The 25975-nt window shown below is 76.9% G+C and carries 19 protein-coding genes; 8 read left to right on the forward strand and 11 right to left on the reverse strand.

Annotation, left to right across the window (positions count from 1 at the left end):
• Positions 1-35 precede the first annotated feature (35 nt).
• Both ACI78R_RS11695 and ACI78R_RS11700 read left to right on the forward strand, forming a co-directional pair.
• Positions 36-1322 carry a PhzF family phenazine biosynthesis isomerase gene (locus tag ACI78R_RS11695; RefSeq protein ID WP_457040843.1) on the forward strand — a complete coding sequence of 429 codons (1287 nt, stop codon included), beginning with the start codon at positions 36-38 and terminating at the stop codon, positions 1320-1322.
• Positions 1319-2179 (forward strand): CPBP family intramembrane glutamic endopeptidase, encoded by an 861-nt coding sequence (locus ACI78R_RS11700; RefSeq protein ID WP_457040844.1) that lies wholly within the window; start codon positions 1319-1321, stop codon positions 2177-2179. The genes ACI78R_RS11695 and ACI78R_RS11700 overlap by 4 nt, the downstream gene beginning before the upstream one ends.
• A 45-nt stretch (positions 2180-2224) precedes the next feature.
• Here ACI78R_RS11700 and ACI78R_RS11705 read toward each other — a convergent pair whose 3' ends face one another.
• From ACI78R_RS11705 to ACI78R_RS11715, 3 genes are read right to left on the reverse strand one after another with little or no spacing between them, the layout of a single operon-like run.
• A complete protein-coding gene (locus tag ACI78R_RS11705) occupies positions 2225-3394 on the reverse strand; it encodes an acyl-CoA dehydrogenase family protein (RefSeq protein ID WP_457040845.1) in 1170 nt (389 codons plus the stop codon).
• A gap of 9 nt (positions 3395-3403) precedes the next feature.
• Positions 3404-3943, reverse strand: a complete 540-nt coding sequence (gene purE / locus ACI78R_RS11710; protein WP_457040846.1) for a 5-(carboxyamino)imidazole ribonucleotide mutase — start codon at positions 3941-3943, stop codon at positions 3404-3406.
• Between the two features lies 1 nt (position 3944).
• Positions 3945-5150, reverse strand: coding sequence for a 5-(carboxyamino)imidazole ribonucleotide synthase (locus tag ACI78R_RS11715; protein WP_457040847.1), 1206 nt, complete (start codon positions 5148-5150; stop codon positions 3945-3947).
• A 78-nt stretch (positions 5151-5228) separates the two neighbouring features.
• Here ACI78R_RS11715 and ACI78R_RS11720 point away from each other — a divergent pair, with 78 nt between their 5' ends.
• On the forward strand, positions 5229-5843 hold the full coding sequence (locus ACI78R_RS11720) for a GtrA family protein (RefSeq protein WP_457040848.1): 615 nt from the start codon (positions 5229-5231) through the stop codon (positions 5841-5843).
• A 16-nt stretch (positions 5844-5859) separates the two neighbouring features.
• On the opposite strand, the gene ACI78R_RS11725 is transcribed toward ACI78R_RS11720, so the two are convergent.
• Together ACI78R_RS11725 and ACI78R_RS11730 are read right to left on the reverse strand one after the other, a co-directional pair.
• A complete protein-coding gene (locus ACI78R_RS11725; protein WP_457040849.1) occupies positions 5860-8820 on the reverse strand; it encodes an AAA family ATPase in 2961 nt (986 codons plus the stop codon).
• The gene (locus tag ACI78R_RS11730; RefSeq protein ID WP_457040850.1) at positions 8817-9965 is read right to left on the reverse strand and encodes an exonuclease SbcCD subunit D; all 1149 of its coding nucleotides are present in this window, start codon (positions 9963-9965) and stop codon (positions 8817-8819) included. The genes ACI78R_RS11725 and ACI78R_RS11730 overlap by 4 nt, the downstream gene beginning before the upstream one ends.
• A gap of 121 nt (positions 9966-10086) precedes the next feature.
• Between ACI78R_RS11730 and ACI78R_RS11735 the strand changes: the two genes are divergently transcribed.
• Positions 10087-12504 (forward strand): protein kinase domain-containing protein, encoded by a 2418-nt coding sequence (locus tag ACI78R_RS11735; protein ID WP_457040851.1) that lies wholly within the window; start codon positions 10087-10089, stop codon positions 12502-12504.
• 30 nt (positions 12505-12534) lie between these two features.
• Here the strand turns inward: ACI78R_RS11735 and ACI78R_RS11740 are convergent, their stop codons facing one another.
• The 3 genes from ACI78R_RS11740 to ACI78R_RS11750 all read right to left on the reverse strand — a co-directional run bounded on the left by ACI78R_RS11740 (position 12535) and on the right by ACI78R_RS11750 (position 15589).
• Positions 12535-13971 (reverse strand): acyltransferase family protein, encoded by a 1437-nt coding sequence (locus ACI78R_RS11740; protein ID WP_457040852.1) that lies wholly within the window; start codon positions 13969-13971, stop codon positions 12535-12537.
• A 162-nt stretch (positions 13972-14133) separates the two neighbouring features.
• Positions 14134-14718: a PH domain-containing protein gene (locus ACI78R_RS11745; protein ID WP_457040853.1), complete on the reverse strand. Its 585-nt coding sequence runs from the start codon at positions 14716-14718 to the stop codon at positions 14134-14136.
• A 31-nt stretch (positions 14719-14749) separates the two neighbouring features.
• A complete protein-coding gene (locus tag ACI78R_RS11750; RefSeq protein ID WP_457040854.1) occupies positions 14750-15589 on the reverse strand; it encodes a biotin--[acetyl-CoA-carboxylase] ligase in 840 nt (279 codons plus the stop codon).
• Positions 15590-15608: 19 nt separating this feature from the next.
• Here ACI78R_RS11750 and ACI78R_RS11755 point away from each other — a divergent pair, with 19 nt between their 5' ends.
• From ACI78R_RS11755 to ACI78R_RS11770, 4 genes are all read left to right on the forward strand, one after another.
• On the forward strand, positions 15609-17234 hold the full coding sequence (locus ACI78R_RS11755; protein WP_336027952.1) for an acyl-CoA carboxylase subunit beta: 1626 nt from the start codon (positions 15609-15611) through the stop codon (positions 17232-17234).
• Positions 17231-17449 (forward strand): acyl-CoA carboxylase subunit epsilon, encoded by a 219-nt coding sequence (locus ACI78R_RS11760; RefSeq protein WP_457040855.1) that lies wholly within the window; start codon positions 17231-17233, stop codon positions 17447-17449. The genes ACI78R_RS11755 and ACI78R_RS11760 overlap by 4 nt, the downstream gene beginning before the upstream one ends.
• A complete protein-coding gene (locus tag ACI78R_RS11765; protein WP_457040856.1) occupies positions 17446-18048 on the forward strand; it encodes a Maf family protein in 603 nt (200 codons plus the stop codon). Before ACI78R_RS11760 ends, ACI78R_RS11765 begins: the two co-directional genes overlap by 4 nt.
• Before the next feature lie 76 nt (positions 18049-18124).
• On the forward strand, positions 18125-19894 hold the full coding sequence (locus tag ACI78R_RS11770) for an acetyl/propionyl/methylcrotonyl-CoA carboxylase subunit alpha (protein WP_457040857.1): 1770 nt from the start codon (positions 18125-18127) through the stop codon (positions 19892-19894).
• A 64-nt stretch (positions 19895-19958) separates the two neighbouring features.
• Here the strand turns inward: ACI78R_RS11770 and ACI78R_RS11775 are convergent, their stop codons facing one another.
• From ACI78R_RS11775 to ACI78R_RS11785, 3 genes are all read right to left on the reverse strand, one after another.
• Positions 19959-22640 (reverse strand): reprolysin-like metallopeptidase, encoded by a 2682-nt coding sequence (locus ACI78R_RS11775; protein WP_457040858.1) that lies wholly within the window; start codon positions 22638-22640, stop codon positions 19959-19961.
• 98 nt (positions 22641-22738) lie between these two features.
• Positions 22739-24427, reverse strand: a complete 1689-nt coding sequence (locus ACI78R_RS11780; protein ID WP_457040859.1) for a reprolysin-like metallopeptidase — start codon at positions 24425-24427, stop codon at positions 22739-22741.
• Positions 24428-24531: 104 nt separating this feature from the next.
• Positions 24532-25938 carry an NAD(P)H-quinone dehydrogenase gene (locus ACI78R_RS11785; RefSeq protein WP_457040860.1) on the reverse strand — a complete coding sequence of 469 codons (1407 nt, stop codon included), beginning with the start codon at positions 25936-25938 and terminating at the stop codon, positions 24532-24534.
• Positions 25939-25975 lie beyond the last annotated feature (37 nt).

The raw sequence follows: 25975 nt of genomic DNA on the forward strand, positions 1-25975 counted from the left end.
ACCGCCGCCCACCCCAGCCGTCCCGGAGGTCCGCCGTGCCCAGCCCGTCCGTCCCCCTGCCCGCCGACGTCGTCCGGGGGTTCCTCGACGACGTCCGCTCCGGTGCCCGTCCCGACCGGGCCGACCGGTACCTCGCGCCGCGGGTCGAGGCCCGCCAGGGACCACCCGGGGCCGTCCGTGCCGTCGTGCGGCGGACGCCCGGGCAGTACGCCGACCACGTGCGGGAGATGCTGTGGGCGGTCGGCCCGTGGGACTTCGAGGTGACCGGCGTCGTCGACACCGGCCCCGAGGTGGAGGCCACCTGGCGGCAGGCGGGGACGGTCGCCGCCGGCCCGGACCGGGGACGGCGGGTCGTCGAGCACGGCCGCGCGGGCTACACCGTCCGGGACGGGCGCATCACCGGGTATTGGATCGACGTCCGCGAGGAGACGGTGCACGAGCGGACGGCGCCACCGGCGCCCGAGGTGCTGCGCTACGCCGCGTTCAGCGCCGACCCGCGCGGCGGCAATCCCGCGGGCGTGGTGCTCGACGCCGGCGGGATGACCGCGGGCGAGATGCTCGCCACCGCGGCCGACGTGGGGTTCTCCGAGACCGCGTTCCTCGTGCCGCGCGGCGACGGGCGGTTCGCCGTCCGCTACTTCAGCCCGCGGGCCGAGGTCAGCTTCTGCGGGCACGCCACGATCGCCTCGGCGGTGGCGCACGCCGAGCGCTCCGGACCCGGCCGCCTGCTCTACGAGACGCCGGCCGGCCCCGTGGAGGTCGTGACGAGCCGGACCGACGGTGCCTGGCAGGCGACGCTGACCAGCGTCCCGCCCCGGACGGTCCCCCTCGACGCCGCCGACCGCGGGGACCTGCTCACCGCCCTGGGCTGGTCCGAGGCGGACCTCGACCCGGACCTGCCGGCCCGCGTGGCCTACGCCGGCGCCTGGCACCCGGTCCTCGCCGCCGCCACCCGGCAGCGGCTCGCCGACCTCGAGTACGACCCGGCCGCCCTCGGGGAGCTGATGGCGCGCCGCGACTGGACGACCGTGGCGCTCGTGTGGCGCGAGGACGCGACGACGTTCCACGCCCGCAACCCGTTCCCGCCCGGCGGGGTCGTGGAGGACCCGGCGACCGGCGCGGCCGCCGCGGCGTTCGGCGGGTACCTGCGCGAGCAGGGCCTCGTCCCCCTGCCGGCCCGGCTGACCGTGCTGCAGGGCGCCGACATGGGACGGCCGAGCCGGCTGACCGTGGACGTGCCGGCTCACCCGGACGCCGGCGTCCGCGTCACCGGCAACGCCGTCGCCCTCCCGGCCCGCGGCACGTGGCAGGAGGAGTCGTGACCGCGCGGACGTCTGCACCGGTCCCGGCCGGGCCCGCTGCCGGGCCTGCCGCCGGACCCGTCCGGCGGTGGGTGGCCAGGCGGCCGCTCACCGCGTTCACCGCGGTCGTGTTCGGCGCGGGGTGGCCGGTGATGTCGGTGCCGGCGCTGACCGCGCACGGGCTGCTCCCCGGTGGCGCGCTGCCGGTCGAGCCGTTCGTCCTGGCCACGCTGCTGCTGGTGATGCTGCCGGCGGCGGTCGGCGTGACCGCGGTCCTCGACGGCCGGGCCGGGGTCCGCGCCCTGCTGGCGCGGACCGTGCGGTGGCGGTTCGGCGCGGGGTGGTGGGCCGCGGTGGGCCTCGGTCTGCCCGCCGTCACGCTGGCCGCCGGGCTGGTCACCGGCCGGGTCCTGGTCCTCGACGACGCCGGCGCGGTCCTCGCCGGCGCGGTGCTGTCGGCCGTCGGTGCGCTCCTGCTGGTGAACCTGTGGGAGGAGACGGTCTGGGCCGGCTTCCTGCAGACCCGGCTGCAGCAGCGCTCGGGGCCCTGGCGGGCGGCGCTGCTCACCGGGGTCGCGTTCGCCGGGATCCACGTCCCGCTGCAGTTCACCGACGGCGTCACGGCGGGGTCCGCGCTGGCCGGCGTCGGGGTCCTGCTCGGCGCCGGGGTGCTCGTCCGGGCGCTGGCCGGCGCCGTGCTCACCGGGACGGGCGGCAGCGTCCTCGCCGTCGCGGTCCTGCACGCGAGCTCCAACGCCTCGAACTCGGAGGACGAGCTGGTCGACCGCCTGCTCTCCGGCGGCTCCCCGCTCGTCCTGGCCCTGGCGGCCACCGCCGTGCTGACGGCGTCCCTCGTGGCCGTGCAGCGGCGGCGGTGACCGTCCTCCCGGGGCGACCGGCCCGTCGCCCCGGGAGGCGCCGGCCTAGCGCAGGAGGCTGCGGGCGATGACCATCCGCTGGATCTGGTTGGTGCCCTCGTAGATCTGGGTGATCTTGGCGTCGCGCATCATGCGCTCGACCGGGAAGTCCTGCGTGTAGCCGGCGCCGCCGAACAGCTGGACGGCGTCGGTGGTGACCTTCATGGCGACGTCGGAGGCGAACGCCTTGGCCGCGGCGCACAGCCGGCCGAGGTCGGGGTCGACCTTGCCGCCGTCGTGGGCGGCCTCCCCGCGCGCGGCGGCGACGTAGACCAGGTGCCGGGCGGCCTCGATCTGCATGGCCATGTCGGCGAGCATGAACTGCACGCCCTGGAAGTCCGAGACCGCCTTGCCGAACTGCGTGCGCTCGCGGGTGTAGTCGACCGCGGCGTCCAGCGCGCCCTGCGCGATGCCGACCGCCTGCGCGCCGATGGTCGGGCGGGTGAAGTCCAGCGTCCGCAGCGCGGTCTTGAAGCCGGTGCCCTCCGCGCCGATGATCCGGTCGGCCGGGATGGTGCAGTCGGTGAAGTAGAGCTCGCAGGTGGGCGAGCCCTTGATGCCCATCTTCCGCTCCTTCGGGCCCACGGCGAAGCCCGGGTCGTCGCGGTGCACGACGAAGGCGGAGATGCCGTTGGCCCGCTTCTCCGGGTCGGTGACGGCCATGACCGTGTACCACTCCGACACGCCGGAGTTGGTGATCCAGGCCTTGGTGCCGTTGAGCACCCAGGTGTCGCCCTCGCGGCGGGCCCGGGTCCTCATCGCGGCGGCGTCGGAGCCGGCCTCCCGCTCGGACAGGCCGTAGCTGATCATCGCGTCGCCCGCGGCGATCGACGGCAGCACCCTCTGCTTCAGGTCCTCCGACGCCGACAGGATGATCGGCATCGAGCCCAGCTTGTTGACCGCCGGGATCAGCGACGCCGAGACGTCGACCCGGGCGACCTCCTCGATCACGATGCAGGTGGCGACGGCGTCGGCACCCTCCCCGCCGTAGCTCTCCGGGATGTGCGTGGCGTGGAACCCGGCCGCGGTCAGCGCCTTCTGCGCCTCGATCGGGTAGCGGGAGTCCGCGTCGACCTCGGCCGCGTACGGCGCGATCTCCCGCTCGGCGATGTCCCGGACGGCGGCCCGGATCGCGTCGTGCTCCTCGGTCAGCTGGTACAGCCCGCTCGTGCTCACGACCAGATGTTAGGACGTCCCAGCAGTTCCCCGGGAGCTGCTCCCACCCTCCGCGGCGAGGCGGGCCCGCAGCGCGTCGTCGCGGGCGACGACGGAGTCGGCGAGGTCGGCCTGGAACCGCTCGACGGCGGCCCGCAGCTCCGGGTCGCCGGCCGCCAGCACCCGCACGGCGAGCAGGCCGGCGTTGCGCCCGCCGCCGATGGAGACGGTGGCCACCGGCACGCCCGCGGGCATCTGGACGATCGAGAGCAGGCTGTCGAGGCCGTCGAGCCGGTCGAGCGGTCGCGGCACGCCGATCACCGGCAGCGGCGTGGCCGCGGCGAGCATGCCGGGCAGGTGAGCCGCTCCCCCGGCACCGGCGACCAGCACCCGCAGGCCGCGCCCGGCCGCCGACGTGGCGTAGTCGAGCATCCGCTGCGGCGTGCGGTGCGCCGACAGGACGTGCACCTCGTACGGGACGCCGAACTCCCCGAGCGCGACGGCGGCCGGCTCCATGGTGGGCCAGTCGGAGTCGCTGCCCATGACGATCCCGACGAGCGGCTCGGTCATCTCAGTGCTCCTCGGGGAAGGCGAAGGCCGGGTCGACCTCGCCGTCGGCGAGGTAGCGGGCGGCGGCGACGGCGCGGGCGCGGACCCGCTCGAGGTCCTCGCCGAGCGCGGTGACGTGGCCGAGCTTGCGGCCGGGGCGCTGACCCTTGCCGTACCAGTGCAGCTTCACGTCGGGCCAGTGCGCCATGAGGTGGTGGACGCGCTCGTCGAGGCCCGGCCCGTCCCAGCCCTCCTCCGAGGCGCGCCCGCCGAGCACGTTGGCCATGACGACGGCGGGCGCGGCCATCGCCGTCGACCCCAGCGGGTAGTCGAGGACGGCGCGCAGGTGCTGCTCGAACTGGCTGGTGCGGGCGCCCTCGATGGTCCAGTGCCCGGAGTTGTGCGGGCGCATGGCCAGCTCGTTGACCAGCACACCGCCGGGGGTCTGGAACAGCTCGACGGCCATGACGCCGACGACGCCGACCCGGTCGGCGATGCGCACGGCGAGCTCCTGGGCGGCGCCGGCGGTCTCCTCGTCGAGGCCCGGCGCGGGCGCGAGCACCTCGGTGTTGATGCCGTCGCGCTGCACGGTCTCCACGACCGGCCAGACGGCGCCCTGCCCGAACGGCGAGCGGGCCACCAGCACCGCGAGCTCGCGGACCAGCTCCACCCGCTGCTCGACGAGCAGGGTGCCGTGCGCGGCGAGCAGCTCGGCGGCCTCCTCCGCGGCGCCGACGACGAACACGCCCCGGCCGTCGTAGCCGCCGCGCGGGGTCTTCACGACCACCGGCCAGCCGACCGCCTCGCCGAGGTCGGTGATGCCCTGCAGCGTCTGCACCTCGGCCCACTGCGGCTGCGGCTCACCGGCCGCGGCCAGGGCGCGGCGCAGCACCAGCTTGTCCTGCGCGTGCACCAGGGCGTCCGGGCCGGGCGCGACGCGCACCCCCTCGGCGACCAGGGAGTGCAGGTGCTCGGTCGGCACGTGCTCGTGGTCGAAGGTGAGCACGGTGGCGCCGTCGGCCGCGGCGCGCAGGGCGTCGAGGTCGCGGTGGTCGCCGATCCGGACGTCGGCGGCGACCAGCGCCGCCGACTCGTCGGGCCCGGTGGACAGCACGCGCAGCGACTGGCCGAGGGCGATGGCGGCCTGGTGGGTCATGCGGGCCAGCTGGCCCCCGCCCACCATGGCGACGACGGGCAGACCGGTCCGCGGGTCGGTCGGGGCAGGCACGGTTGACCACCGTAGCGAGCGGCCCGTCCGGCGTCGGTGCCACCGGAGGAGGCCCCCGGGTCCGTACAGTCGGCAGGCGTGCCGCTGCTGCCCGCCCTCCGCCGTCGCGTCGGCAGCACCTGGCACCTGCTGCTCAAGGAGCTGAGCGCCTTCGGCGCGGTGGGCGCGGCCTGCTTCGTGCTCGACGTCGGCCTGTTCCAGCTGCTCTACACCTCGGGCAGCGGCGCGGTGACGGCGAAGCTCGTGGCGACGGTCGTGTCCACGACCGCGGCCTACCTCGGGCACCGGTTCTGGTCGTTCGCGCACCGCGAGCGCTCGGGCTACCGGCGCGAGTACGTCGTCTTCGTGCTGGTCAACGGGCTCACGCTGCTCATCGGCCTGGCGCTGGTGGCCTTCGTGCGGCACCCGCTGGGCCAGGAGCACGCGCTGGTGCTGCAGGCGGCCAACGTCGCCTCGATCGGGCTGGGCACGGTGATCCGCTGGTTCGCCTACCGGCGGTGGGTCTTCCGCGCCGTGGCCGAGCCGCCCGGCGCGGGGTCTCCCTCCACGGCGTCGCCCTCCGCGGCGTCGCCTCCCGCGGTGTCCCCCGCCTCTCCGCGCCCGGCCGACCCGCGCGCGGCGGTCCCGGCCGTCGGCGCTGCCGCCGTCGGGCGGCGGGTGGGCGGCGCGGAGCCGGCCCGCAGCGGCGCCTGACCTCCCCCGCCGGGGTTCACCCCGCCAGGCGCGACCCCGACCGGCCGGCCACGACCTCCAGCCGGGTGGGCACGCGGGTGCGCAGCTCCTCCAGGTGGCTGATCACCCCGACCGTGCGCCCGCCGCGGCGCAGCTCGTCGAGCACGGTCATCACCGCGTCGAGGGCGTGCGCGTCGAGCGTGCCGAAGCCCTCGTCGACGAACAGCGTGTCCATCTGCACGCCGCCGGCCTCCGCGGTGACGACGTCGGCCAGCCCGAGGGCCAGCGCGAGCGAGGCCATGAAGCTCTCGCCGCCCGACAGCGTCTTGGTGGGCCGCCGGGTGCCGGTGTACTCGTCGAGCACGTCGAGGCCCAGGCCGCCGCGGGCGCCGTGGCGGCCCAGCGCGTCGCTGTGCAGGAACGTGTAGCGCCCGCGCGACATCTCCTGCAGCCGCCGGCTGGCCACCTCCGCCACCTGCTCCAGCCGCGCGGCGAGCACGAAGGACTGCAGCCGCATCCGCAGCGTGTTGGCGCCGCGCCCGCCCACGAGGTCGGCCAGTGCCGCGACCTGCCCGGCGCGCGCGGTGCGGTCGGCGAGCTCCTCCTCCGCGGCCACGACGTCGCCGGCCAGCCCGTCGAGCGCCCCGGCGCACCGGCGGGCCTGGTCGAGGGCGGTGACGGCGTCCTCGCGGCGGGCGGTCAGCGCGGCGCAGCGCTCCTGCAGCGCGCCGACGTCGGGCCGCTCGCCGAGGTCGGCGAGGTCGGGGTCGGCCAGCGTGGCCGCGGCGACCGACCGGGCCTCGTCGTGCGCCCGCAGCCGCGCGTCGAGGGCGGCCAGGTCGCCCGGGGGCAGCAGCGCGGCGGCGGCGTCGAGGACGTCGGCGAAGCCGGCCGCGGCCGACCGCTCCTCGGCCGTGGCCTGCGCGGCGGCGGCGGACTCGGCGGCGCGGACCTCCTCGGCGGCCGCGGCCACGGCCGCCTCGCAGCGCTCGGCCGCGGCGGTCAGCCGGGTGGTGCGGGTGCGCAGGTCCGGGTCCTCGCCGCGGGCGGCGTCGACGCGGGCCGCGGCCTCGGCGGCGCCCTGCCCGGCGGCGGCCTGCTCGGCGGTGCGCCGCTGCAGCGCCTCCCGGTCGGCAGCCAGCGCGGCGGCGGTGGCGTCGCGGCGCCGCTCGGCCGCGGCCAGGGCGGCGCGGGCGGCGTCGGCCCCGCGGGCGAGGGCGGCCACCTCGTCGCGCTCGGCCCGCGCGGCCGCGGCCCGGTCGGCCAGCTCGGCGGGAGGCACCTCGCCGGCGCGGGCGCGCAGCACCGCGAGCTCCCGCTCCCGCTCCTCGACGACCCGGCCCGCGGCGGTGCGCCGCTCGTCGGCGGCGTCGACGGCCGCGCGGGCGCGCTCCTCGTCGTCGGCGGTGACCCGGGCACCGGCCGCCGCGGCCGGGCGCGGGTGCTCCGTGGCGCCGCAGACCGGGCAGTCGGCGCCGTCGGTGAGCCCGGCGGCGAGCTCGGCGGCCATCCCGTCGAGCCGGGCGGTGCGCACCTCGACGAGGCGCTCGCGGGCGTCGACCCAGGCGACCCGGGCGGCCTCGGCCCCGGCGCGGGCGGCGGCCAGCCGGCCGGTGAGCGCCTCGGCGCGGGTGGCGGCGTCGAGCGCCGTGCGGGCGGCCTCCTCGGCGGCGACCAGACCGGGCAGCCGGGCCGCGGCGGCCGCCGCGGCGTCGAGGCGGGCCTGCGCTGCCGCCACCCGGGCCGGCTCCTCCTCGACGGCGCGCGCGCCGTCGGTGCAGGCGGCGGTCAGCCGGGTGACCTCCCCGGCCAGCCGGGCGGCCTCGGCGGCGAGCTCACGGGCGCGGGCCGCGTCGGGCAGCAGGGCGCGGGCGTGCGCGGCGGCGTCGCGCAGTTCCCGCGCGGTGGTGGCGTCGGCGGGGCGGCCGTCGGCCACGGCGGCCCACGCGCGGTCGGCGGCCGCGCGGGCGGCGGTGGCTCGCTCGGCGGCGAGGGCGGCGCGGCCGGCGGCCTCGAGCGCGTCGCGCAGCACCTCGGCGCGGCGCCCGCCATCGGCGCGGGCGCGCAGCGGCGCCAGCTCCGGCTCGCGGGCGGTGAGCTCCTCCAGCCGGGCGCGGGCGCGGGCGCGGCGGGCGTGCCGGTCGGCCAGCGCGCGGGCGGCGGCGAGCTCGGCGTCGACCCGGGCGCTCTCCTCCGCGGCGGCCGCGGCGCCGGCCTCGGCGGCGGTGAGCCGCTGCGCCGCGCCGGCCCGCACGCTGCGCACCCACGCGCCGACCGAGGCGCCCGGCCGCGCGCCGACCAGCTCGGGCGCGAGCTCCTCGGGCACCTCGACGTCGGCGATCTGCGCGACCCGGTGCAGCAGCGTGCTCACCCGGTGCCGGTCGGACCGCAGCGCCTCCTCGGCGGCTCGCCGCTCGCCGGCCAGCCACTCCTCGGCGCGGGCGAACCGGTCGACGTCGAACAGCGTGCGCAGCAGCTTGGCGCGGTCCTCGGGCTCGGCGCGCAGGAAGCGGGCGAAGTCCCCCTGGGGCAGCAGCACGACCTGGCAGAACTGCTCGGCCGACAGGCCCAGCCGCACCCGCAGGTACTCCGAGCCCTCGTCGATGCGGGTGCTCACCGGCTCCCAGGTGCCGCCGGCCCAGCGCTGCACGGTGAGCTTGGCCTGCTCGGTGGTCTCGCCGGCGCCGCGCTTCTTCGGCCGGGTCTGCTCCGGCCGGCGGGTGACCAGCAGCCGCTCGCCGGCGAGGGTCAGCTCGCAGCCGACCTCGGTACGGGTGGCGGCGTCGGCGTGGTCGCTGCGCAGCCGCCGCGCCTCGCCGCGGGCCCCGGGCACGACGCCGTAGAGGGCGAACACGACGGCGTCGAGCAGGGTGGTCTTGCCGGCGCCGGTGGGGCCCCAGAGCAGGAACAGCCCGTCGCGGGCGACGTCGTCGACGTCGACGGTCTCGGTGCCCGCGAAGGGCCCGAAGGCGGTGAGCGTCAGGGTGTGCAGCCTCACCGGGACAGCTCCTCGCGGGCGGCCGCGCCGAGCGCCCGCCCCAGCAGGTCGCGCTCGGGCGCGCTGGCCCCCACCCCGCCGCGCACGTGGGCGACGAACTCCCCGGCGACGTCGAGGTCGCCGCGGCCGCGCAGCCGCTCCTGGTAGCTGCGCCCGTCGGAGGTGCCGCCGCCGGACCACTCCAGGTGCACGCAGTGTGGGAAGCGGGTGCGCAGCCGGCGCATCGGGTCGGAGGGCCGGACGTCGTCGGTGAGCCGGGCGGACACGAACGCCTCCTGGACATGAGCGTGCGCGGGATCGGCCAGCAGCTCCTCCAGGGTGCCGGTGAGCACGGTGAGCGCGCGCGGCAGGGGCAGCGGGACCTCGCGCACGCCGGCCAGCCCGCCGCCGTCGAGGTCGACCAGCCACGCCTGCTTGTCCTGGCCCGCCTCGCCGAAGGAGTACGGCAGGGGCGAGCCGCTGTAGCGCAGCCGGTCGCTCAGCGACTGCGGCCGGTGCAGGTGGCCCAGTGCCACGTAGTCGACGCCGTCGAAGACCGACGCGGGGACGATGTCGACGCCGCCCACGCAGATGTCGCGCTCGCTCTCGCTGGCCAGGCCGCCGCCGACGAAGGCGTGCGCCAGCACCACCGAGCGGGTGCCCGGGCGCAGGAACAGGTCGGCGCGCACCCGGTCCATCGCCGCCCGCAGCACCGCCTCGTGACTCCGCGCGTCCAGCAGCCCCAGCTCGTGCCGCGCGATCTCCGGCTCCAGGTACGGCAGCCCGTACAGCGCGACGTCGCCGTGCGCGTCGGACAGCAGCACCGGCTCGTCGAGCCCCGCGACGGTGGCGCGCACGTGCACGCCGGAGACGGCGAGCAGGCCCGCGGCGAAGTTCAGCCGGCGGGCGGAGTCGTGGTTGCCGGGGGTGAGCACCACCGTGGCGCCGGCCGCGCGCAGCCGGGTGAGCACCCGGTCGAGCACCGCCGTCGCGTCGGCCGAGGGCACCGCCCGGTCGTAGACGTCGCCGGCCACCAGCACGGCGTCGACCCGCTCGGCGGCCACGACCTCGGCCAGGCCGGAGAGCACCGCCTCCTGCTCGGCGAGCAGGTCGGCACCGTGCAGCGACCGGCCGATGTGCCAGTCGGAGGTGTGCAGGAGGCGCATGGGTGCGGAAGGTAGGTCGGGGTACCGACAGAACCGGCCAGGCTCGCCGTGACCGATCGGTCACACACCGCCGCGTCCCGACGCCTTCCCGCCCTCCGCCGCGTGCGGGAGGCTGCGCGGCGTGCCGCTCGCGCCCGGGGACGTGTTCGCCGGCTACACCGTCGTCCGCACGCTCGGCGCCGGCGGCATGGGCGAGGTCCACCTGGCCCGCCACCCCCGGCTGCCCCGGCACGACGCGCTGAAGGTGCTGCGCCCCGAGCACTCCGCCGACCCGCACTTCGCCGCCCGGTTCCGGCGCGAGGCCGACCTGGTGGCCCGCCTCTCGCACCGCAACGTCGTCCCCGTGCTCGACCGCGGCGAGGCCGACGGGCGGCTGTGGCTGACCATGCGCTACGTCGAGGGCACCGACGCCGAGGGCGCCCTGGCCGCCGCGGGCGGGCTGCTGCCCGCCGGCCGCGCGGTGCGGATCGTCGGCGAGGTGGCGGCGGCCCTCGACGCCGCGCACCGCGCCGGCCTGCTGCACCGCGACGTGAAACCGGCCAACGTGCTGCTCGCGCCGGGCGAGGAGGGCGAGCCCGAGCAGGTGTTCCTCACCGACTTCGGCATCGCCAAGGCCCTCGACGGCGGGACCGCGCTCACCCGCACCGGGATGGTGCTGGCGACGTTCGAGTACGCCTCGCCCGAGCAGATCGAGTCCCGGCCGCTGGACGCGCGCTCCGACGTCTACTCGCTCGGCTGCCTGCTGCACCGTCTGCTGACCGGGCAGGTGCCCTTCCCCGGCGCCTCGGTCCTGGCCTCGCTGCACGGCCACCTCACCGCGCCGCCGCCCCGGCCGACCGCGCTCGCACCCTGGCTGCCCCCGGGCCTCGACGACGTCGTCGCCCGGGCGATGGCCAAGGACCCCGCCGGGCGGTTCCCCACCTGCCGGGCGCTCGCGGCAGCCGCCTCCGCCGCGCTGGCCGACCTCCCGCCGGCCCCGTCGCCGCCCTACCGGCTCACGCTCCCGTCGGGGCAGGCCGTGTCCACCGCCGACCTGTCCGCGGCCGAGACCGAGCACCTGTCCGGGCTGCTCCGGCGCACCCGCTTCTTCGACCTGCCGCCCGTGCTGCCCGGGGACCTGCCCGAGCCGCGGACCGCGACGGCCCTCCCCCGGGGTCCGGCCCGCCCGGTGACCGTCGAGATCGCCACCGCGACGACGACCCGGCGGGTGACCGCCGACCTCGCCGACGCGCGCCGCCCGCCGGAGTTCGAGGAGCTGGCCGCGACGGTCGCCGCCACCCGGCCCCGCGTGCGCCCCGCCCCTCCGCCGCCGCCCCCGTCCCGGCCCCGCCCGGCCGCGCCGACCACCGTCACGACCCCGGCCGTCCGGCCGCCGGAGCACGCCCCGCCGGTCCCGACGCCGGTCCCGGCACCGAGACCGACGCCGGCCGCCCGGCTCCCCGCGCGCGGGCGGGCCGCCCGGTGGGCCGTCGCGGGGGTGGCCGCCCTCGTGTTCGCCGGGGCCGGTGGCACGGTGTGGCTCCTCGGGCGCGACGACCCGGCGGGCGGCGACGGCGCCGCGTCTCCCGACACGACGACCGGGGCGGCGGGCACCTCGGACGGGACGACGGACGGGACGACGGACGGGACGACGGCGGGGGGCACCGACGGCCCCGTCGCCGCGCTGGCCGCCCTGCCCCGGTCCGCGCCCCTGCCCGACGGGGCCGTGCTCGTCTCCCGGGAGCTCGACGGCGAGGTGGACCTGCTGGCCGTCGACACCGCCACCGGCACGACGGTCCCGCTCACCACCGCGGCGGGGGCCGACGTCGGCGCCGTCGTCTCCCCCGACCGGCGCACCGTGGTCTACGGCAACGTCACCGAGGCCGGCGGGGAGCTGCGCGCCGTCGGCGCCGACGGCAGCGGGGACCGGCCGCTGTTCACGGCGCCGCTGGAGGGCTGCGCCGACCCCGGCCGGCCGGCGTGGGACCCCGCCGACCCGACGCGGCTGGCCCTGACGTGCGCCGGCGGCGACGGCGTCTCGCTGCACCTCGTCACGCTCGACGGCGCGGTCGGCCCCGCGCTGGCCACCGCGCCCGCGCTCGGCGACCCGGCGTTCTCCCCCGACGGCACGACCGTCGTCTACTGGGCCGGGCAGGACCCGGAGCGCGACGGCGGCTCGCTGTTCGCCGTCCCCGCGGCCGGCGGGGACCCCGAGCCGCTGACCGACGAGGAGGACGGCAGCGACGCCGACCCCTCCTTCTCCCCCGACGGGCGCACGCTGGCGTTCCGGCGGGAGATCGTCGGCGGGCAGCGCGGCATCGTCACCATGGGTGCCGACGGGTCCGGCCCGCGATTCGTCACGTCGGGCTCGTTCGACCAGGACCCCGTCTGGTCACCGCGGGGCGACGCGCTCGCCTACAAGAGCAACCGGGCCGGCGACGCCGCGCCGCCCGGGGACCAGCTCTGGGTCACCGACCCCGACGGGCTCGACCCGCGCCAGGTGCCCGCCGAGGAGGGCGTGCTGGTCAACGCCGTCGCCTGGGGACCGCCGGCCGGCTGAGACCCGGCCCGGCGTCCCCGGTAGGGCCGGTCAGGCGCCCGCGGCGCGGGGTCGCGGCGCCGGCATCCGGTCCGCGCCTGCCGGGGCGGGCGGACCGGACCAGCCGGCCGGCACCACCACCGGATGCAGCCGCTCGGTGCCCGCGCCGGGCTCCGGGTCCGCTTCCCGCCGCAGGACCGCGGCACGCAGGCCCGGGTGGGTGGCCGGACGGCCTGTCGGAGTCAGGACCGTGGCCGGCGGCCGGGCCATGGCCGGGCCGTCCGGGGCCGGGGACGCGGCGGGCGTGGCCGCGGCACGGCGCTGCGGGACCGCACGCATCAGCAGCCGCCGACCCGGCTCCTCGACGAGGTGGTAGAGCACCGCCGCGAGCGCGACGCTCAGCAGGACCAGCGCGGGCATCGCCAGCGCGAGGCCGGGGCTGAGGACCCACCGGCCCTCCGGCGCCTGCCAGGCCACGGTCAGCGCGACGTCCAGGACGACGTAGTGCACGAGGTAGACGCAGTAGGAGATGCGCCCGCCGTAGACCATCGGGGCCGACGCCAGCAGGCGCGCGGGGCCGCGGTCGGTGAGCGACAGGGAGGCGATGAGCACCGGGAACAGCCAGACGGCGGTGGCGCAGTAGTTGACCATCGGGTCGCCGGCCCGGCGCCAGCTCGCCCACAGGGCGATCAGGACGATCCCCACGAGGGCCAGGATCGATGCCGCACGGGCGCCGGCCTCGACGACGCGCGTCCGCGACATGCCCCGGACGGCGAGCGCGGCCAGCACGCCGGCGGTGAACCCGCAGGCGATGCGCAGGCTCCACGGCGTGGCCCCGTCCGGGGTGCCGTGCAGGAAGGACTCCACGCTCAGCGGAGCCATGGCGAGCACCGAGAGCGCCATGAGGACGGCCGGGTGCAGGCGCCGCAACGGACGGACCAGGAGGGCGAGCAGCGGGAACGCGAGGTAGGCGGCCCACTCCGCCGAGATGGACCAGCCGGGCAGGACGTAGCTCGCCCCGAGGAACCCCGGGGCACCCCACATCTGCGTCATGGTGAGCTGCTCGGCCAGGTGGCCGAGGTCGGCCGGCGGATGCGGGACGACGAGGTCGGCGTCCCAGCCGAACCGGCGCAGGCCCCACACCCAGGCCCCCATCGCCAAGGTGACGACCGCCCAGGCCGGCCAGATCCGCGCGACCCGGTTCCACACGAAGCGCGCCGCGGCCCCCGGGGCGGGGCGCGTGCCGAGCTTGTCCACGTACGCGAGGCAGATCAGGAACCCGCTGAGCACGAAGAACAGCTCGACGCCGATGGCCCCCGCGTTGACGACGGACCGGAACGCCGGCACCTGGTCCAGGTACGGGCCGGTGAAGCGGTCGAAGTGCAGTAGGACGACCCACAGGGCGGCCACGATGCGCAGGCCGGTGAGAGCGCGGATCTCCCCACGGGGGAGTGGTTGCGGGTGTCCGCTGCGGCGGGCGTCGTCCACGGTTCCTGCCTCACGTGCCAGGGGACCGGTCCGTACCGGTCGATCGGCGCCGACGCTATCGACGGCAGAAGGCAGGAATTGAGTCCAAGGACCCCAATGTCTCCGGTGGTGATTGGCAGATGACGACAGGTCGGGGCGCGTTGTGCGACCGCGCCTTGGGCGTCAGCGCAACCGGGCCGTGCGGGAACCGGGGGCCGGCCGGTCGTCGTCGGCCCAGGTCCCCGCGGGCCCCTCGTACGCCGGCTCCCCGTATCCCCGCTCCGCGTCGTCCTCGACCAGCTGCGCGACGAGCGCCTGCACCCCGTCGCTGTCGGGCACGCGGGCAAGCACCAGCGGGCCGGCGTCGCCGGCCGACTCGACGGTGACCGTCCCCGCCCGCACGACCCGCTGCCACAGCGTCTGCCGGCTGGAGACGTCGGTGATCCGCGACAACGCGACGTCGCGGCCGCGGCGGGTCAGCACGCCCATGCGCACCAGCAGCCGGTGCGTGGTGAGGACGTAGTGCGTGGTGCGCCAGCGGACCACCGGCCGCACGACCGTGACCGCCAGGACGACGAGCACCACCCCCAGCAGCGCCATGCGCAGGACGCCCTGCTGGCGGCCGTCGGGCACCAGCGCCGCGAGGTAGGACGCCCCGCCGACGACGGCGAGCAGCCGGACCACCGGCCAGAACAGCGTCAGCCCGTGCGGGTGCAGGTGCGCGACGACCTCCTCGTCGTCGGCGAGCAGCTTGTCGGGGAAGGCCACCCCGCCAGGATGACCGAGCGGAGGCGGGTGGTCAGGCTCCGCGCGGGCGTGTCCGCACGTGGCGCACGTCGCCGCTGGCGAGCTCGACCGTGCCGCCGCCGGTGTCGAGCACGAGCCGGCCGTCCCAGTCGACGGCGGTGGCGGTGCCCGCGAGCTCCGACCCGTCGGGCATGGTGACGGTGACCTCGGCGCCGACGGTCGAGCACCAGGCCAGGTAGTCGGCGGCCAGCCCCGTGGACACCGGGTCGCCGAGCGCCGCGGTCCACGCGAGGTAGCGGCCCTCGAGCGCGCGCAGGAACGCCATCAGCAGCGGCCCCCGGTCGACTGGCGCGCCGGCGACCAGCGCCAGCGACGTCCCGGTGGGCGGCAGCTCCTCGCGGCGGGTGTTCACGTTCAGCCCGGTGCCGACCACGACGGCGGTGCCGGTGACCTCGGCGAGGATCCCGGCGAGCTTCGTCCCGTCGGCGGCCAGCAGGTCGTTGGGCCACTTGAGCGAGCTGCGGACGCCGGAGACCTCGCCGACGGCCTCGCCGAGCGCGATCCCGGTGAGCAGCGGCAGCCAGCCGCGGCGGGCGGCGGGCACGTCGGGGCGCAGCAGCACCGAGACGGTCAGCCCGGCGCGCGGCGGGGAGGTCCAGGTGCGGTCGAGCCGGCCGCGGCCGGAGACCTGGTGCTCGGCGACCAGGACGGTGCCCTCGGGGGCGTCGTCGGCGGCCCGTGCGGCGAGGTCGGCGTTGGTGGAGCCGACCTCCGGCACCACCTCCAGCGAGCGCCACAACCGGCTGTCGCGGACCAGCGCCGCCTGCAGCGCGGCGGCGTCGAGCGGCGGTCGGTCCAGCTCCGACCAGCGGGCGGAGGACGCGTCGGGCACTCCCCTACGCTACGGCCCCGTGAGCGCTGCCGAACTCGAGAGCGCGGGCGACTCCGTCCCGGCCGACGTCGACATCCACACGACCGCCGGCAAGCTGGCGGACTTCGAGCGGCGGGTGCAGGAGGCCGTCCACGCCGGCTCCGAGCGCGCCGTCGAGAAGCAGCACGCGGCGGGCAAGATGACCGCCCGCGAGCGGATCGAGGCCCTGCTGGACCCGGGCTCGTTCACCGAGCTCGACGAGTTCGCCCGCCACCGCTCGAGCAACTTCGGGATGGACTCGCGCCGGCCCTTCGGCGACGGCGTCGTCACCGGGTACGGGACCGTCGACGGCCGCCCGGTGTGCGTCTTCTCCCAGGACGTCACCGTCTTCGGCGGCAGCCTCGGCGAGGTCTACGGCGAGAAGATCGTCAAGGTGCTCGACCTGGCCATCCGCAACGGCTGCCCGGTCATCGGCATCAACGAGGGCGGCGGCGCGCGCATCCAGGAGGGCGTGGTCTCCCTCGGCCTCTACGGCGAGATCTTCCAGCGCAACGTGCACGCCTCCGGCGTCATCCCGCAGATCTCCCTGGTGATGGGCGCCGCGGCCGGCGGGCACGTCTACTCCCCCGCGCTCACCGACTTCATCGTCATGGTCGACGGGACCTCGCAGATGTTCATCACCGGCCCCGACGTGGTGAAGACGGTGACCGGCGAGGACGTCACGCTCGAGGAGCTGGGCGGCGCCCGCACGCACAACACCAAGTCCGGCGTGGCCCACTACCTGGCCGAGGACGAGACCGACGCCCTCGACTACGTCAAGGCGCTGCTGTCCTACCTGCCGAGCAACAACCTCGACCCGCTGCCGGCCGTCGAGGTTGCCCCCGCCGACACCACACCGGACGGGGTGACCGAGGAGGACCACGAGCTCGACACGGTCGTCCCCGACTCGGCGAACACCCCCTACGACATGCACACGGTCATCGAGCACGTGCTCGACGACGGCGAGTTCCTCGAGGTGCAGGCGCTGTTCGCGCCGAACATCGTGGTCGGCTTCGGCCGGGTCGAGGGCCGGCCGGTCGGCGTCGTGGCCAACCAGCCCACCCAGTTCGCGGGCACGCTGGACATCGACGCCAGCGAGAAGGCCGCCCGCTTCGTGCGCACCTGCGACGCCTTCAACGTCCCGGTGCTCACCTTCGTCGACGTCCCGGGCTTCCTCCCCGGGACGTCGCAGGAGTGGGAGGGGATCATCCGCCGCGGCGCGAAGCTGATCTACGCCTACGCCGAGGCCACGGTCCCGAAGATCACCGTCATCACGCGTAAGGCCTACGGCGGCGCCTACGACGTCATGGGCTCCAAGCACCTCGGCGCCGACCTGAACCTCGCCTGGCCGACGGCGCAGGTCGCCGTCATGGGCGCCCAGGGCGCGGTGAACATCCTCTACCGGCGCGAGCTGGCCGACTCGCCCGACGCCGACGCCCGCCGCGCGGAGCTCGTCACCGAGTACGAGGACACGCTGCTCTCGCCGTACATCGCGGCCGACCGCGGGTACGTCGACCAGGTGATCCGCCCCTCGGAGACCCGCATCGAGATCACCAAGGCGCTGCGGCTGCTGGCCAACAAGCGCCAGACGCTGCCGCCGAAGAAGCACGGGAACATCCCGCTGTGACCGAGCAGCAGCGCCCGCTGCTGCGGGTGGTCAAGGGCGAGCCGACGGCCGAGGAGCTCGCCGCGCTCACCGTCGTCGTCGCCGCGCTGTCGTCGCAGGGCCGTCCGCGGAAGCGCCCGGTCCCGGTCGGCGCGTGGGCCGCGTACGGCGACGCCCACCGGCAGCCGCTGCGCCCGGGCTCCGGCGGCTGGCGCGCGGCGGGACGGTTCGCGTGAGCCGGCGGCTGGTGCTCGCCTCGGCCTCGCCGGCGCGCCTCGCTCTGCTGCGCCAGGCGGGCCTCGCCCCCGAGGTCGTGGTGAGCGACGTCGACGAGACGACGGTGACCGCGGCGCGCGTCTCGGAGAAGGTGGCCCTGCTGGCCGCCGCGAAGGCCACCGCCGTCGCCGGGCGGGAGGACGACGCGCTGGTGATCGGCGCCGACTCGCTGCTGGAGTTCCGCGGCCAGGCGATGGGCAAGCCCGCCGACGCGCAGGATGCCCGCGAGCGCTGGCGGCGGATGGCCGGCCGCAGCGGCACGCTGCACACCGGCCAGGCGCTGTTCGACGTGCGCGGAGGCGCAGTGGAGTCGCGCGACGTCGTCGTCACGTCCACGGTCGTGCACTTCGCCAGCCCCACCCCCGCCGAGGTGGAGGCGTACCTGGCCACCGGCGAGCCGCTCGCGGTGGCAGGCGCGTTCACCCTCGACGGGCTCGGGGCGCCGTTTGTCCGCCGCGTCGAGGGCGACCCCGCGTCGGTGGTCGGGCTGTCGCTCGCGGCACTGCGCGAGCAGCTGCGCCGGCGCGGGCTGACGATCACCGACCTCTGGCGCCGCTGACCCATCCGACCGTCCGGACGGCGTTCCGGGCGTCCTGACTACAGTCCGACCGGTCCACGAACGAGGGAGTCGCCCGGTGCAGAAGGTCCTCATCGCCAACCGCGGGGAGATCGCGGTCCGTGTGGCGCGCGCCTGCAGGGACGCCGGGCTGACCAGCGTCGCCGTCTACGCCGAGCCCGACCGCGATGCCCTGCACGTGCGCGCCGCCGACGAGGCCTTCGCGCTCGGCGGCACGACGCCCGGTGACTCCTACCTCGTCATCGACAAGATCCTCGACGCCGCGAAGCGGTCCGGCGCCGACGCGATTCACCCCGGCTACGGCTTCCTGTCGGAGAACGCCGACTTCGCCCAGGCCGTCCTCGACGCCGGGCTCACCTGGATCGGCCCCTCGCCGCAGGCGATCATCGACCTCGGCGACAAGGTGGCCGCCCGCCACATCGCGACCAAGGCCGGCGCGCCCCTGGTCCCCGGCACGAAGGACCCGGTCGGCGGCGCCGACGAGGTGCTCGCCTTCGCCCGGGAGCACGGCCTGCCGGTGGCCATCAAGGCCGCGTTCGGCGGCGGCGGGCGCGGCCTGAAGGTGGCCCGCACCGAGGAGGAGATCCCGGAGCTGTTCGACTCTGCCGTCCGCGAGGCGGTCGCCGCCTTCGGCCGCGGCGAGTGCTTCGTCGAGCGGTTCCTCGACAAGCCGCGGCACGTCGAGGCCCAGGTGCTCGCCGATACGCACGGCAACGTGGTCGTCGTCGGCACCCGCGACTGCTCGCTGCAGCGGCGCAACCAGAAGCTGGTCGAGGAGGCCCCGGCGCCGTTCCTCACCGACGAGCAGCGGGCCCGCATCCACGAGTCGGCCAAGGCGATCTGCCGCGAGGCCGGCTACCACGGCGCCGGCACCGTCGAGTACCTCGTGGGCACCGACGGGTCGATCTCCTTCCTCGAGGTCAACACCCGGCTGCAGGTGGAGCACCCGGTCTCGGAGGAGACCTCCGGCATCGACCTGGTGCGCCAGCAGTTCCGCATCGCCGAGGGTCTCCCGCTGGAGGTCACCGAGGACCCCGCCCCGCGCGGGCACAGCATCGAGTTCCGCATCAACGCCGAGGACGCCGGGCGCAACTTCATGCCCGCCCCTGGCCCGGTCACCCGGCTGGAGATCCCGCAGGGCCCCGGCGTGCGCTGGGACTCCGGTGTCGAGACCGGCGGCGAGGTGGCCGGCGCGTTCGACTCGATGCTGGCCAAGCTGATCGTCACCGGCGCCACCCGCACCGAGGCGCTGCAGCGGGCCCGGCGCGCGCTCGACGAGCTCGTCGTCGAGGGCATGCCCACGGTGATCCCGTTCCACCGCGCGGTCGTGCGCGACGAGGCGTTCACCAGCGAGCCGTTCACGGTGCACACCCGCTGGATCGAGACCGAGTGGGACAACCAGGTCCCGCCGTACTCCGCCGCCCCGGCCGACGCCGAGGAGGAGGCGCCGCGGCAGACCGTCGTCGTCGAGGTCGGCGGCCGCCGCCTGGAGGTCTCGCTGCCCGCGGGCCTCGCGCTCGGCGGCGGCACGGCGGCGCCGGCCGGCACCGGGGGCGCCAAGCCGCGCAAGCGGGGCTCCGGCCACGGCGGCTCGGGCGCCTCGGGCGACTCCCTCACCTCGCCGATGCAGGGCACGATCGTGAAGGTCGCCGTCGAGGAGGGCGCGACCGTCGCCGCCGGCGACCTCGTCGTCGTCCTCGAGGCGATGAAGATGGAGCAGCCGCTGACCGCCCACAAGGCGGGCACCGTGACCGGCCTGTCGGCCGAGGTCGGCGCCACCGTCACCAGCGGCGCGGTCATCTGCACGATCACCGACGCCGCCGAGTAGTCCCGCTGAGTCCACGAGGACCCGCCACCGAGGTCCGGTGGCGGGTCCTCGTGCATGCAGGGGGTCAGGCGTTGCGGACGACGGTCACCCGGCCGCCGGTGTCGACGGTGATCGAGCCGTTCTGGAAGTCGGCGCGCTCGCTGCCGCGGGGCTGGGCCACGGCATCGGTGACCGGGTAGCCGAGGGCGCCCCGCTCCCACCCTCCGGCCGCCCACGCGTCGCGGATCCTCGGGGTGAGCAGGCGCGCGCCGGTGGCCGGCGACCAGTAAATCGACCCGCCCTGGAAGTGCGCGAAGCAGCCACCGTCCCGCAGCCCACAGATGACGTCCGTGCTCGGGTAGGCGAGACCGCCCCACTCCCAGCCCTGCGCCGCCCACCGGCCGTAGACCTCGCCCGTCAGGATGCGCGCACCCGTGCCGGCCGACCAGTAGATCGACCCGCCCTGGAAGTGCGCGAGGCGGCCGCCGTCGCGGGACAGCGCCGTCACGTCGGTCGTCGGGTAGCCCAGCGGGCCGTTCTCCCAGCCCTGCGCGGCCCACCGGTCACGCACCGGACCGGACAGGATCCGCGCCCCCGTGCCGGCCGACCAGTAGATCGACCCGCCCTGGAAGTGCGCGAACCGGCCGCCGTCGCGGGACAGCACCGTCACGTCGGTCGTCGGGTAGCCCAGCGGGCCGTTCTCCCAGCCCTGCGCCGCCCACCGGCCGTAGACCTCGCCCGTCAGGATCCGCGCACCCGTGCCGGCCGACCAGTAGATCGACCCGCCCTGGAAGTGCGCGAGGCGGCCGCCGTCGCGGGACAGCACCGTCACGTCGGTCGTCGGGTAGCCCAGCGGGCCGTTCTCCCAGCCCTGCGCGGCCCACCGGTCACGCACCGGACCGGACAGGATCCGCGCACCCGTGCCGGCCGACCAGTAGATCGACCCGCCCTGGAAGTGCGCGAACCGGCCGCCGTCGCGGGACAGCACCGTCACGTCGGTCGTCGGGTAGCCCAGCGGGCCGTTCTCCCAGCCCTGCGCCGCCCACCGGCCGTAGACCTCGCCCGTCAGGATGCGCGTGCCGGTCGCCGGGGTGGTGTAGACACCACCTCCCTCGAAGCCCTGCAGACAACCCGCGTCGCGCAGGCCGCAGGTGCGGTCGCCGGTCGGGAAACCCAGCGCGGCGGACTCGCGCTCCCACGCGGCGAGCTCCGGCGCGGCCACCGAGTGGCCGCCGGTCGTCGGCGACCAGAAGACGCGGGCGTTCTGGTAGCGGGCGGTGCAGCGCCTGGCGGCGTCGCAGGTCTCGGCCTCCACCAGCGTGCCCTGCGGGCCGCTGTCGCCGCCGGCCAGCGAGTGGACGGCGACGGTCGGGGTGGCCGGGACGACGCGGAGCACGGCCTGCCCGGCGGTCACGCCGGTGACGGTCACGGTGAACCGGCCGCCGGCGAAGCGCACCGGCGTGTCCACCGGCAGGACCACGGCGACGTCGCGGCCCCAGTTGGCGCGCGCCGACGGGGTGGCGTCGAGCAGCAGGGAGCTGTCGGAGTCGGACTCCACGGAGCGGCGCAGGACGACGCCCTGCTGCAGGCCGTAGCGGTTGCGGCCGCTGCCCAGCCAGGCGTCCTGGCCGCTGGCCTGCCGGTACTCCAGCCAGTAGTGGGTGACCCCGTCGGCGTCGGCCAGGTCGACGGCGCGCCGGGTGCCCGGCGGCAGGACGCCGGCCGAGACGGGCACGAGGGTCACGTCGGCCGCGCCGGTGGCGGTGGAGACGACGGCGGCGTCGTCGGGCCCGAGGACGCCGAGTTCGGCGGCCTGCACCGTGTTGAGGGTGCCGACCTCCTCCCACGAGATGCCCATGACGTCGTAGAGGTCCATGTAGGGCGCGGTCTCGCAGGTGCCGGAGTCGACGGCGCCGTCGCACTGCACCTCGGAGCTGTGGCCGAGCCCCAGGTTGTGGCCGAACTCGTGGGCGATGACCGAGGTGGCGGTGGCGCGCACGTAGGCCAGGCCGCCGCCGTGCAGGCTGCGGCCCACCGTGCCGAGGCCGTAGGCGCACCCGGGCGAGCTGGCGGGCACGTAGACGAGCAGGTGGTCCCCCGCGGCGCCGCTCCAGCCGGCCCGCTGCGCGGCCTGCTGCCACAGCTCGAAGGGCTTGTCGCAGCCGACGGTGGCCTCGGCGCCCCAGTCGACGCCCTTGACGACGCCGAAGGTCACCTGGCCGCGGGTCTGCTGCTCCCAGAAGTCGGCCACCGGGCCGTTCACCGCGCGCACCACGTCGTCGAGCGTGCGGGCGTCCCGGGCGACGCCCCGCGGCTGCAGCATCACGACGGTGACCCGGTGGTTGACCGGCCCGACGGCGGGCGCGGTCGCCGGCGCCTCGGCCGCGGCCACCTGCTCGGCGGCCAGCACATCGCGGGCGGGCTGGAGCCCGTCGGCGGAGGCCTCGTCGCGGACGGTGCCGCCGAGGGTCACCTCGACCGTCGCGCCGTTGTCCACGGCGGCGACGTCCTCGGTGGGCACGCGCACGGCCTCGCCGTCGCCGGTCTGCACCCAGCTCAGCAGGCCGCCGCCGGCGTCCTCGTCGTGGGCCGCGTCGAGGGCCTCGTGCGGCCCGGGGTCGGCGTACCCCTGCACCAGCTCGCCGACGACCGTCTCCTGCGGCGCGGCGCCGGCCGGGGGCAGGGCGAGGGCCAGCGGCGACAGCACGGCGGCCAGGACCGCCGGCACGAGCAGCCGCGGGGAGCGCGGCCGGACTGCGAGGTGCACGTGTCTCTCCAGGTCGGGAGGCCGCGGGTCGGCCCTCCCCGCCTCTTCATCGGCGTGTCGGGCCCCGGACTGGACCCCTCCGCGGGGGGAAGGCGCGGTCAGCCGCGGGCGCGCAGGCGGGGCAGCACCCGCCGGGTGGCCAGCGCCGTGCCGCCGAGGCCCGCCAGCGCGCCGGCGGCGAGCGCCGGGGTGGTCCAGGAGGAGCCGGCCGGCTCGGTGGCGGCGGCCTCGACCGGGGCGGCGGCGGTCACGTCGGGGGCTCCCGCCGGGCCCTCCGCCGGGGCGGCCGGGGCCGCGGCGGGGACCTCGGCCGGGACGGGGGCGACGGCGGACGGGGCGGTCGCGGCGGCGGCCGGGGCCGACGCCGCGGTGCGGCTGCCGGGCAGGACCGCCGGCGCCGGGGCGGGCGCGGGCGGCGGGACCGCGGCGGCCCCGGGGGTGCGGACGACGGTGACGGTCGCGCCGGCCGGGGTGACCGCGTCGACGGTGACGGTGAGCTCCCCGCCGGCGACGACGACGGGCACGCCCGGGCGCAGCGCCGTCTGCAGGTCGGCCTCCCAGCCGGCGGCGGCCGAGGGGCTGCCGTCGAGCAGCAGCGAGGTGTCGGGCAGCGCGCCGGAGCGGTGCAGCAGCACGCCGCTGTCGAGGCGGTAGCGGTTGTCGGTGGCCAGCCACTCGTCCCGGCCGGTGGCGGTGCGGTACTCCAGCCAGTAGTCCGGACCGGCGGCGGTGGGCATGCGCAGCACGCGGGTGCCGGCGCCGGTGCCGAGCGGGGCGAGCGCGGCCGTCGTCGTGCCGCTGCCCGCGGTCAGGGTGGCCGCGGCGGGCAGCACGCCGAGGCGCTGGGCCTGGGCGGCGGTGAGGCTGCCGACGCGGTCCCAGGAGACGCCCATGACGTCGTAGAAGTCGCGGTAGGCGGCGGTGCGGCAGGCGCCGGTCCCGGCCGCCTCCACCGCGCCGTCGCACTGCAGGCCGCTGGAGTGGCCGAGGCCGAAGTTGTGGCCGAGCTCGTGGGCGACGAGCGAGGCGAGGTCGTCGCGGACGTAGAGCCGCCCGCCCGACGTCGTACCGGTGCCGACCTGGCCCAGCGCGTAGGAGCAGCCGGGCAGGTCCTGCGGCCGGCTGGTGACGTAGAGCAGCAGGTGCTTCCCGGGGCCGGGGACGAACCCGACGCGGGCGGCGGCCTCGTCCCACAGCGCCGTCGGGTCGGCGCAGCCGGCAGCGGTGGTGATCCAGTCGTGTGCGGCGGTGACGCCGACGCTCACCGCGCCGCCGGTCTGCTCCGCCCAGAACGACGCGACGCCGGTGTTCACGGTGTCGACGACGTCGGCGAGCGCGGTGCCGTCGGGGGTGCCGCCCGCGGGGGCGACCAGGACGACGGTGACCTGGTTGGTGACCGAGCCGGCCGGCACGGTGGCGGCCGGCCGGGGCGCCCGCAGGACCTCGGTGCCGAGGACCTCGCGGGCCGGCGCGTAGCCGGACTCGCCGGCCTCGTCGTCGGTGGTGCCGCCGACGGTCACCTCGACCGTCGCGCCCACGTCAAGGCCCGCGGCGGCCTCGGTCGGGATCCGGACGGAGGTGCCGTCGGCGCCCTCGACGAAGGTCAGCGGCTGCTCGTGCGACTCCCCCGCGTGCTGGCCCTCCAGCGACGTCTCCGGCCAGGCCTGCACCAGCTCGCCGACCACGGTGGTCCCGGCATCGGCCCGCGCGACGGCGGCGGGGCCGGCGCAGACGGCGACCGCCATGCCGGCGAGGGCCAGGGTCCGCAGTGCTCGGGAGGCGTGCATCCCTCCCGGCATCGGCGGTCCGGCGTCCCAGCCGCACCATCGGGGACCCGTCCGTCACACCGGTCCCGGACGCCCCGCCCCACGGGGCCCGGGCGTCACACCGGTCACGCCAGCGCGTCGGCCCCCATGAGCCTCCGGCCGGCCTCGGTGATCGAGCCCGACAGCGACGGGTAGATGGCGAAGGTCTGCGCCAGGTCGCTGACGGTCAGGCCCTTGGTGACGGCGAGCGCGATCGGCAGGACCAGCTCGCTGGCGCCCGGCGACACGACCACGCCGCCGACGACGACGCCGGTGGCCTTGCGGGCGAACAGCTTCACGAACCCGGCGTGCAGGTCGCTCATCTTGGCGCGCGCGTTGGTGGCCAGCGGCAGGCGCACGACGTCGAGGTCGTGGCCCTCGGGCAGCGTCTTCTCCTGGACGCCGACGGTGGCGATCTCCGGGTGGGTGAAGACGTTGGCCGACACGGTCTTGAGGCGGATCGGCTGCACCGCCTCGCCGAGCGCGTGCCACATGGCGATGCGGCCCTGCATGGCCGCGACGCTGGCGAGCTGGAAGACGCCGGTGACGTCGCCGGCGGCGTAGATGCCGGGCACGTTGGTGCGCGACACCCGGTCGACGACGACGTGGCCGGAGTCGCGCAGCTCGACGCCGCACGCCTCCAGGTTGACCCCGGCGGTGTTGGGCACCGTCCCGACGGTCATCAGCGCGTGCGAGCCCTCGACGGTGCGCCCGTCGGTGAGCTCCACGAGCACGCCCTTCTCGGTGCGGGTGACGCTCGCCGCCCGGCCGCGCCGGGCGATCTGCCCGCCGCGGGCCTCGAACACCTCGGCGATGACGTCGGCGGCGTCGGCGTCCTCGCCGGGCAGCACCTGGTCGCGGGAGGAGACGAGGGTGACCGGCACGCCCGCCTCGAGGTAGCCCGAGGCGAACTCCGCGCCGGTGACGCCGGAGCCGACGACGACGAGGTGCTCGGGCAGCTCGGGGAGGTCGTAGAGCTGGCGCCAGTCGAGGATCCGCTCGCCGTCGGGCTCGCTGCCGGGCAGCACGCGCGGGTCGGCGCCGGTGGCGATGAGGACGACGTCGCACTCCAGGGTCTCGCGCACTGCGCCGTCGGCGCCGACGACCTCGACGCGGTGCTCGATCAGGCCGCGGGCCTCGTCGGCCAGCCGGCCCTGCCCGGAGACCAGGCGCACGCCCTCGCCCTCGAGGCGCGCGTGGATGTCGGCGGACTGCGCGACGGCCAGGCCCTTCACGCGGGCGTTGACGGCGGCGAGGTCGAGACCGACGGTGGCCAGGTCGCTGCCCCGCAGGCCCAGGACCGACGCCTCGCGGACCGACGTCATCGTGCCGGCGGCGGCGATCAGCGTCTTCGACGGCACGCAGTCGGTGAGCACGCTGGCCCCGCCGAGGCCGTCGCGTTCGACGACGGTGACCTGCGCGCCGAGCGAGGCGGCCACCAGCGCGGCCTCGTAGCCGGCCGGGCCGCCGCCGATGATGACGATGCGGGTCATGCGGGATCTCCTGCGTCGGAAGCGGGCAGTGCGACCC

The organism is Geodermatophilus sp. SYSU D01106 (assembly GCF_054049995.1).

Coding starts and splice junctions, on each gene's coding strand:
- ACI78R_RS11780 (WP_457040859.1), bottom strand. CDS start 24,427: ATGCACGCCTCCCGAGCACTGCGGACCCTGGCCCTCGCCGGCATGGCG.
- ACI78R_RS11785 (WP_457040860.1), bottom strand. CDS start 25,938: ATGACCCGCATCGTCATCATCGGCGGCGGCCCGGCCGGCTACGAGGCC.
- purE (WP_457040846.1), bottom strand. CDS start 3,943: ATGACCGAGCCGCTCGTCGGGATCGTCATGGGCAGCGACTCCGACTGG.
- ACI78R_RS11730 (WP_457040850.1), bottom strand. CDS start 9,965: ATGCGCCTCCTGCACACCTCCGACTGGCACATCGGCCGGTCGCTGCAC.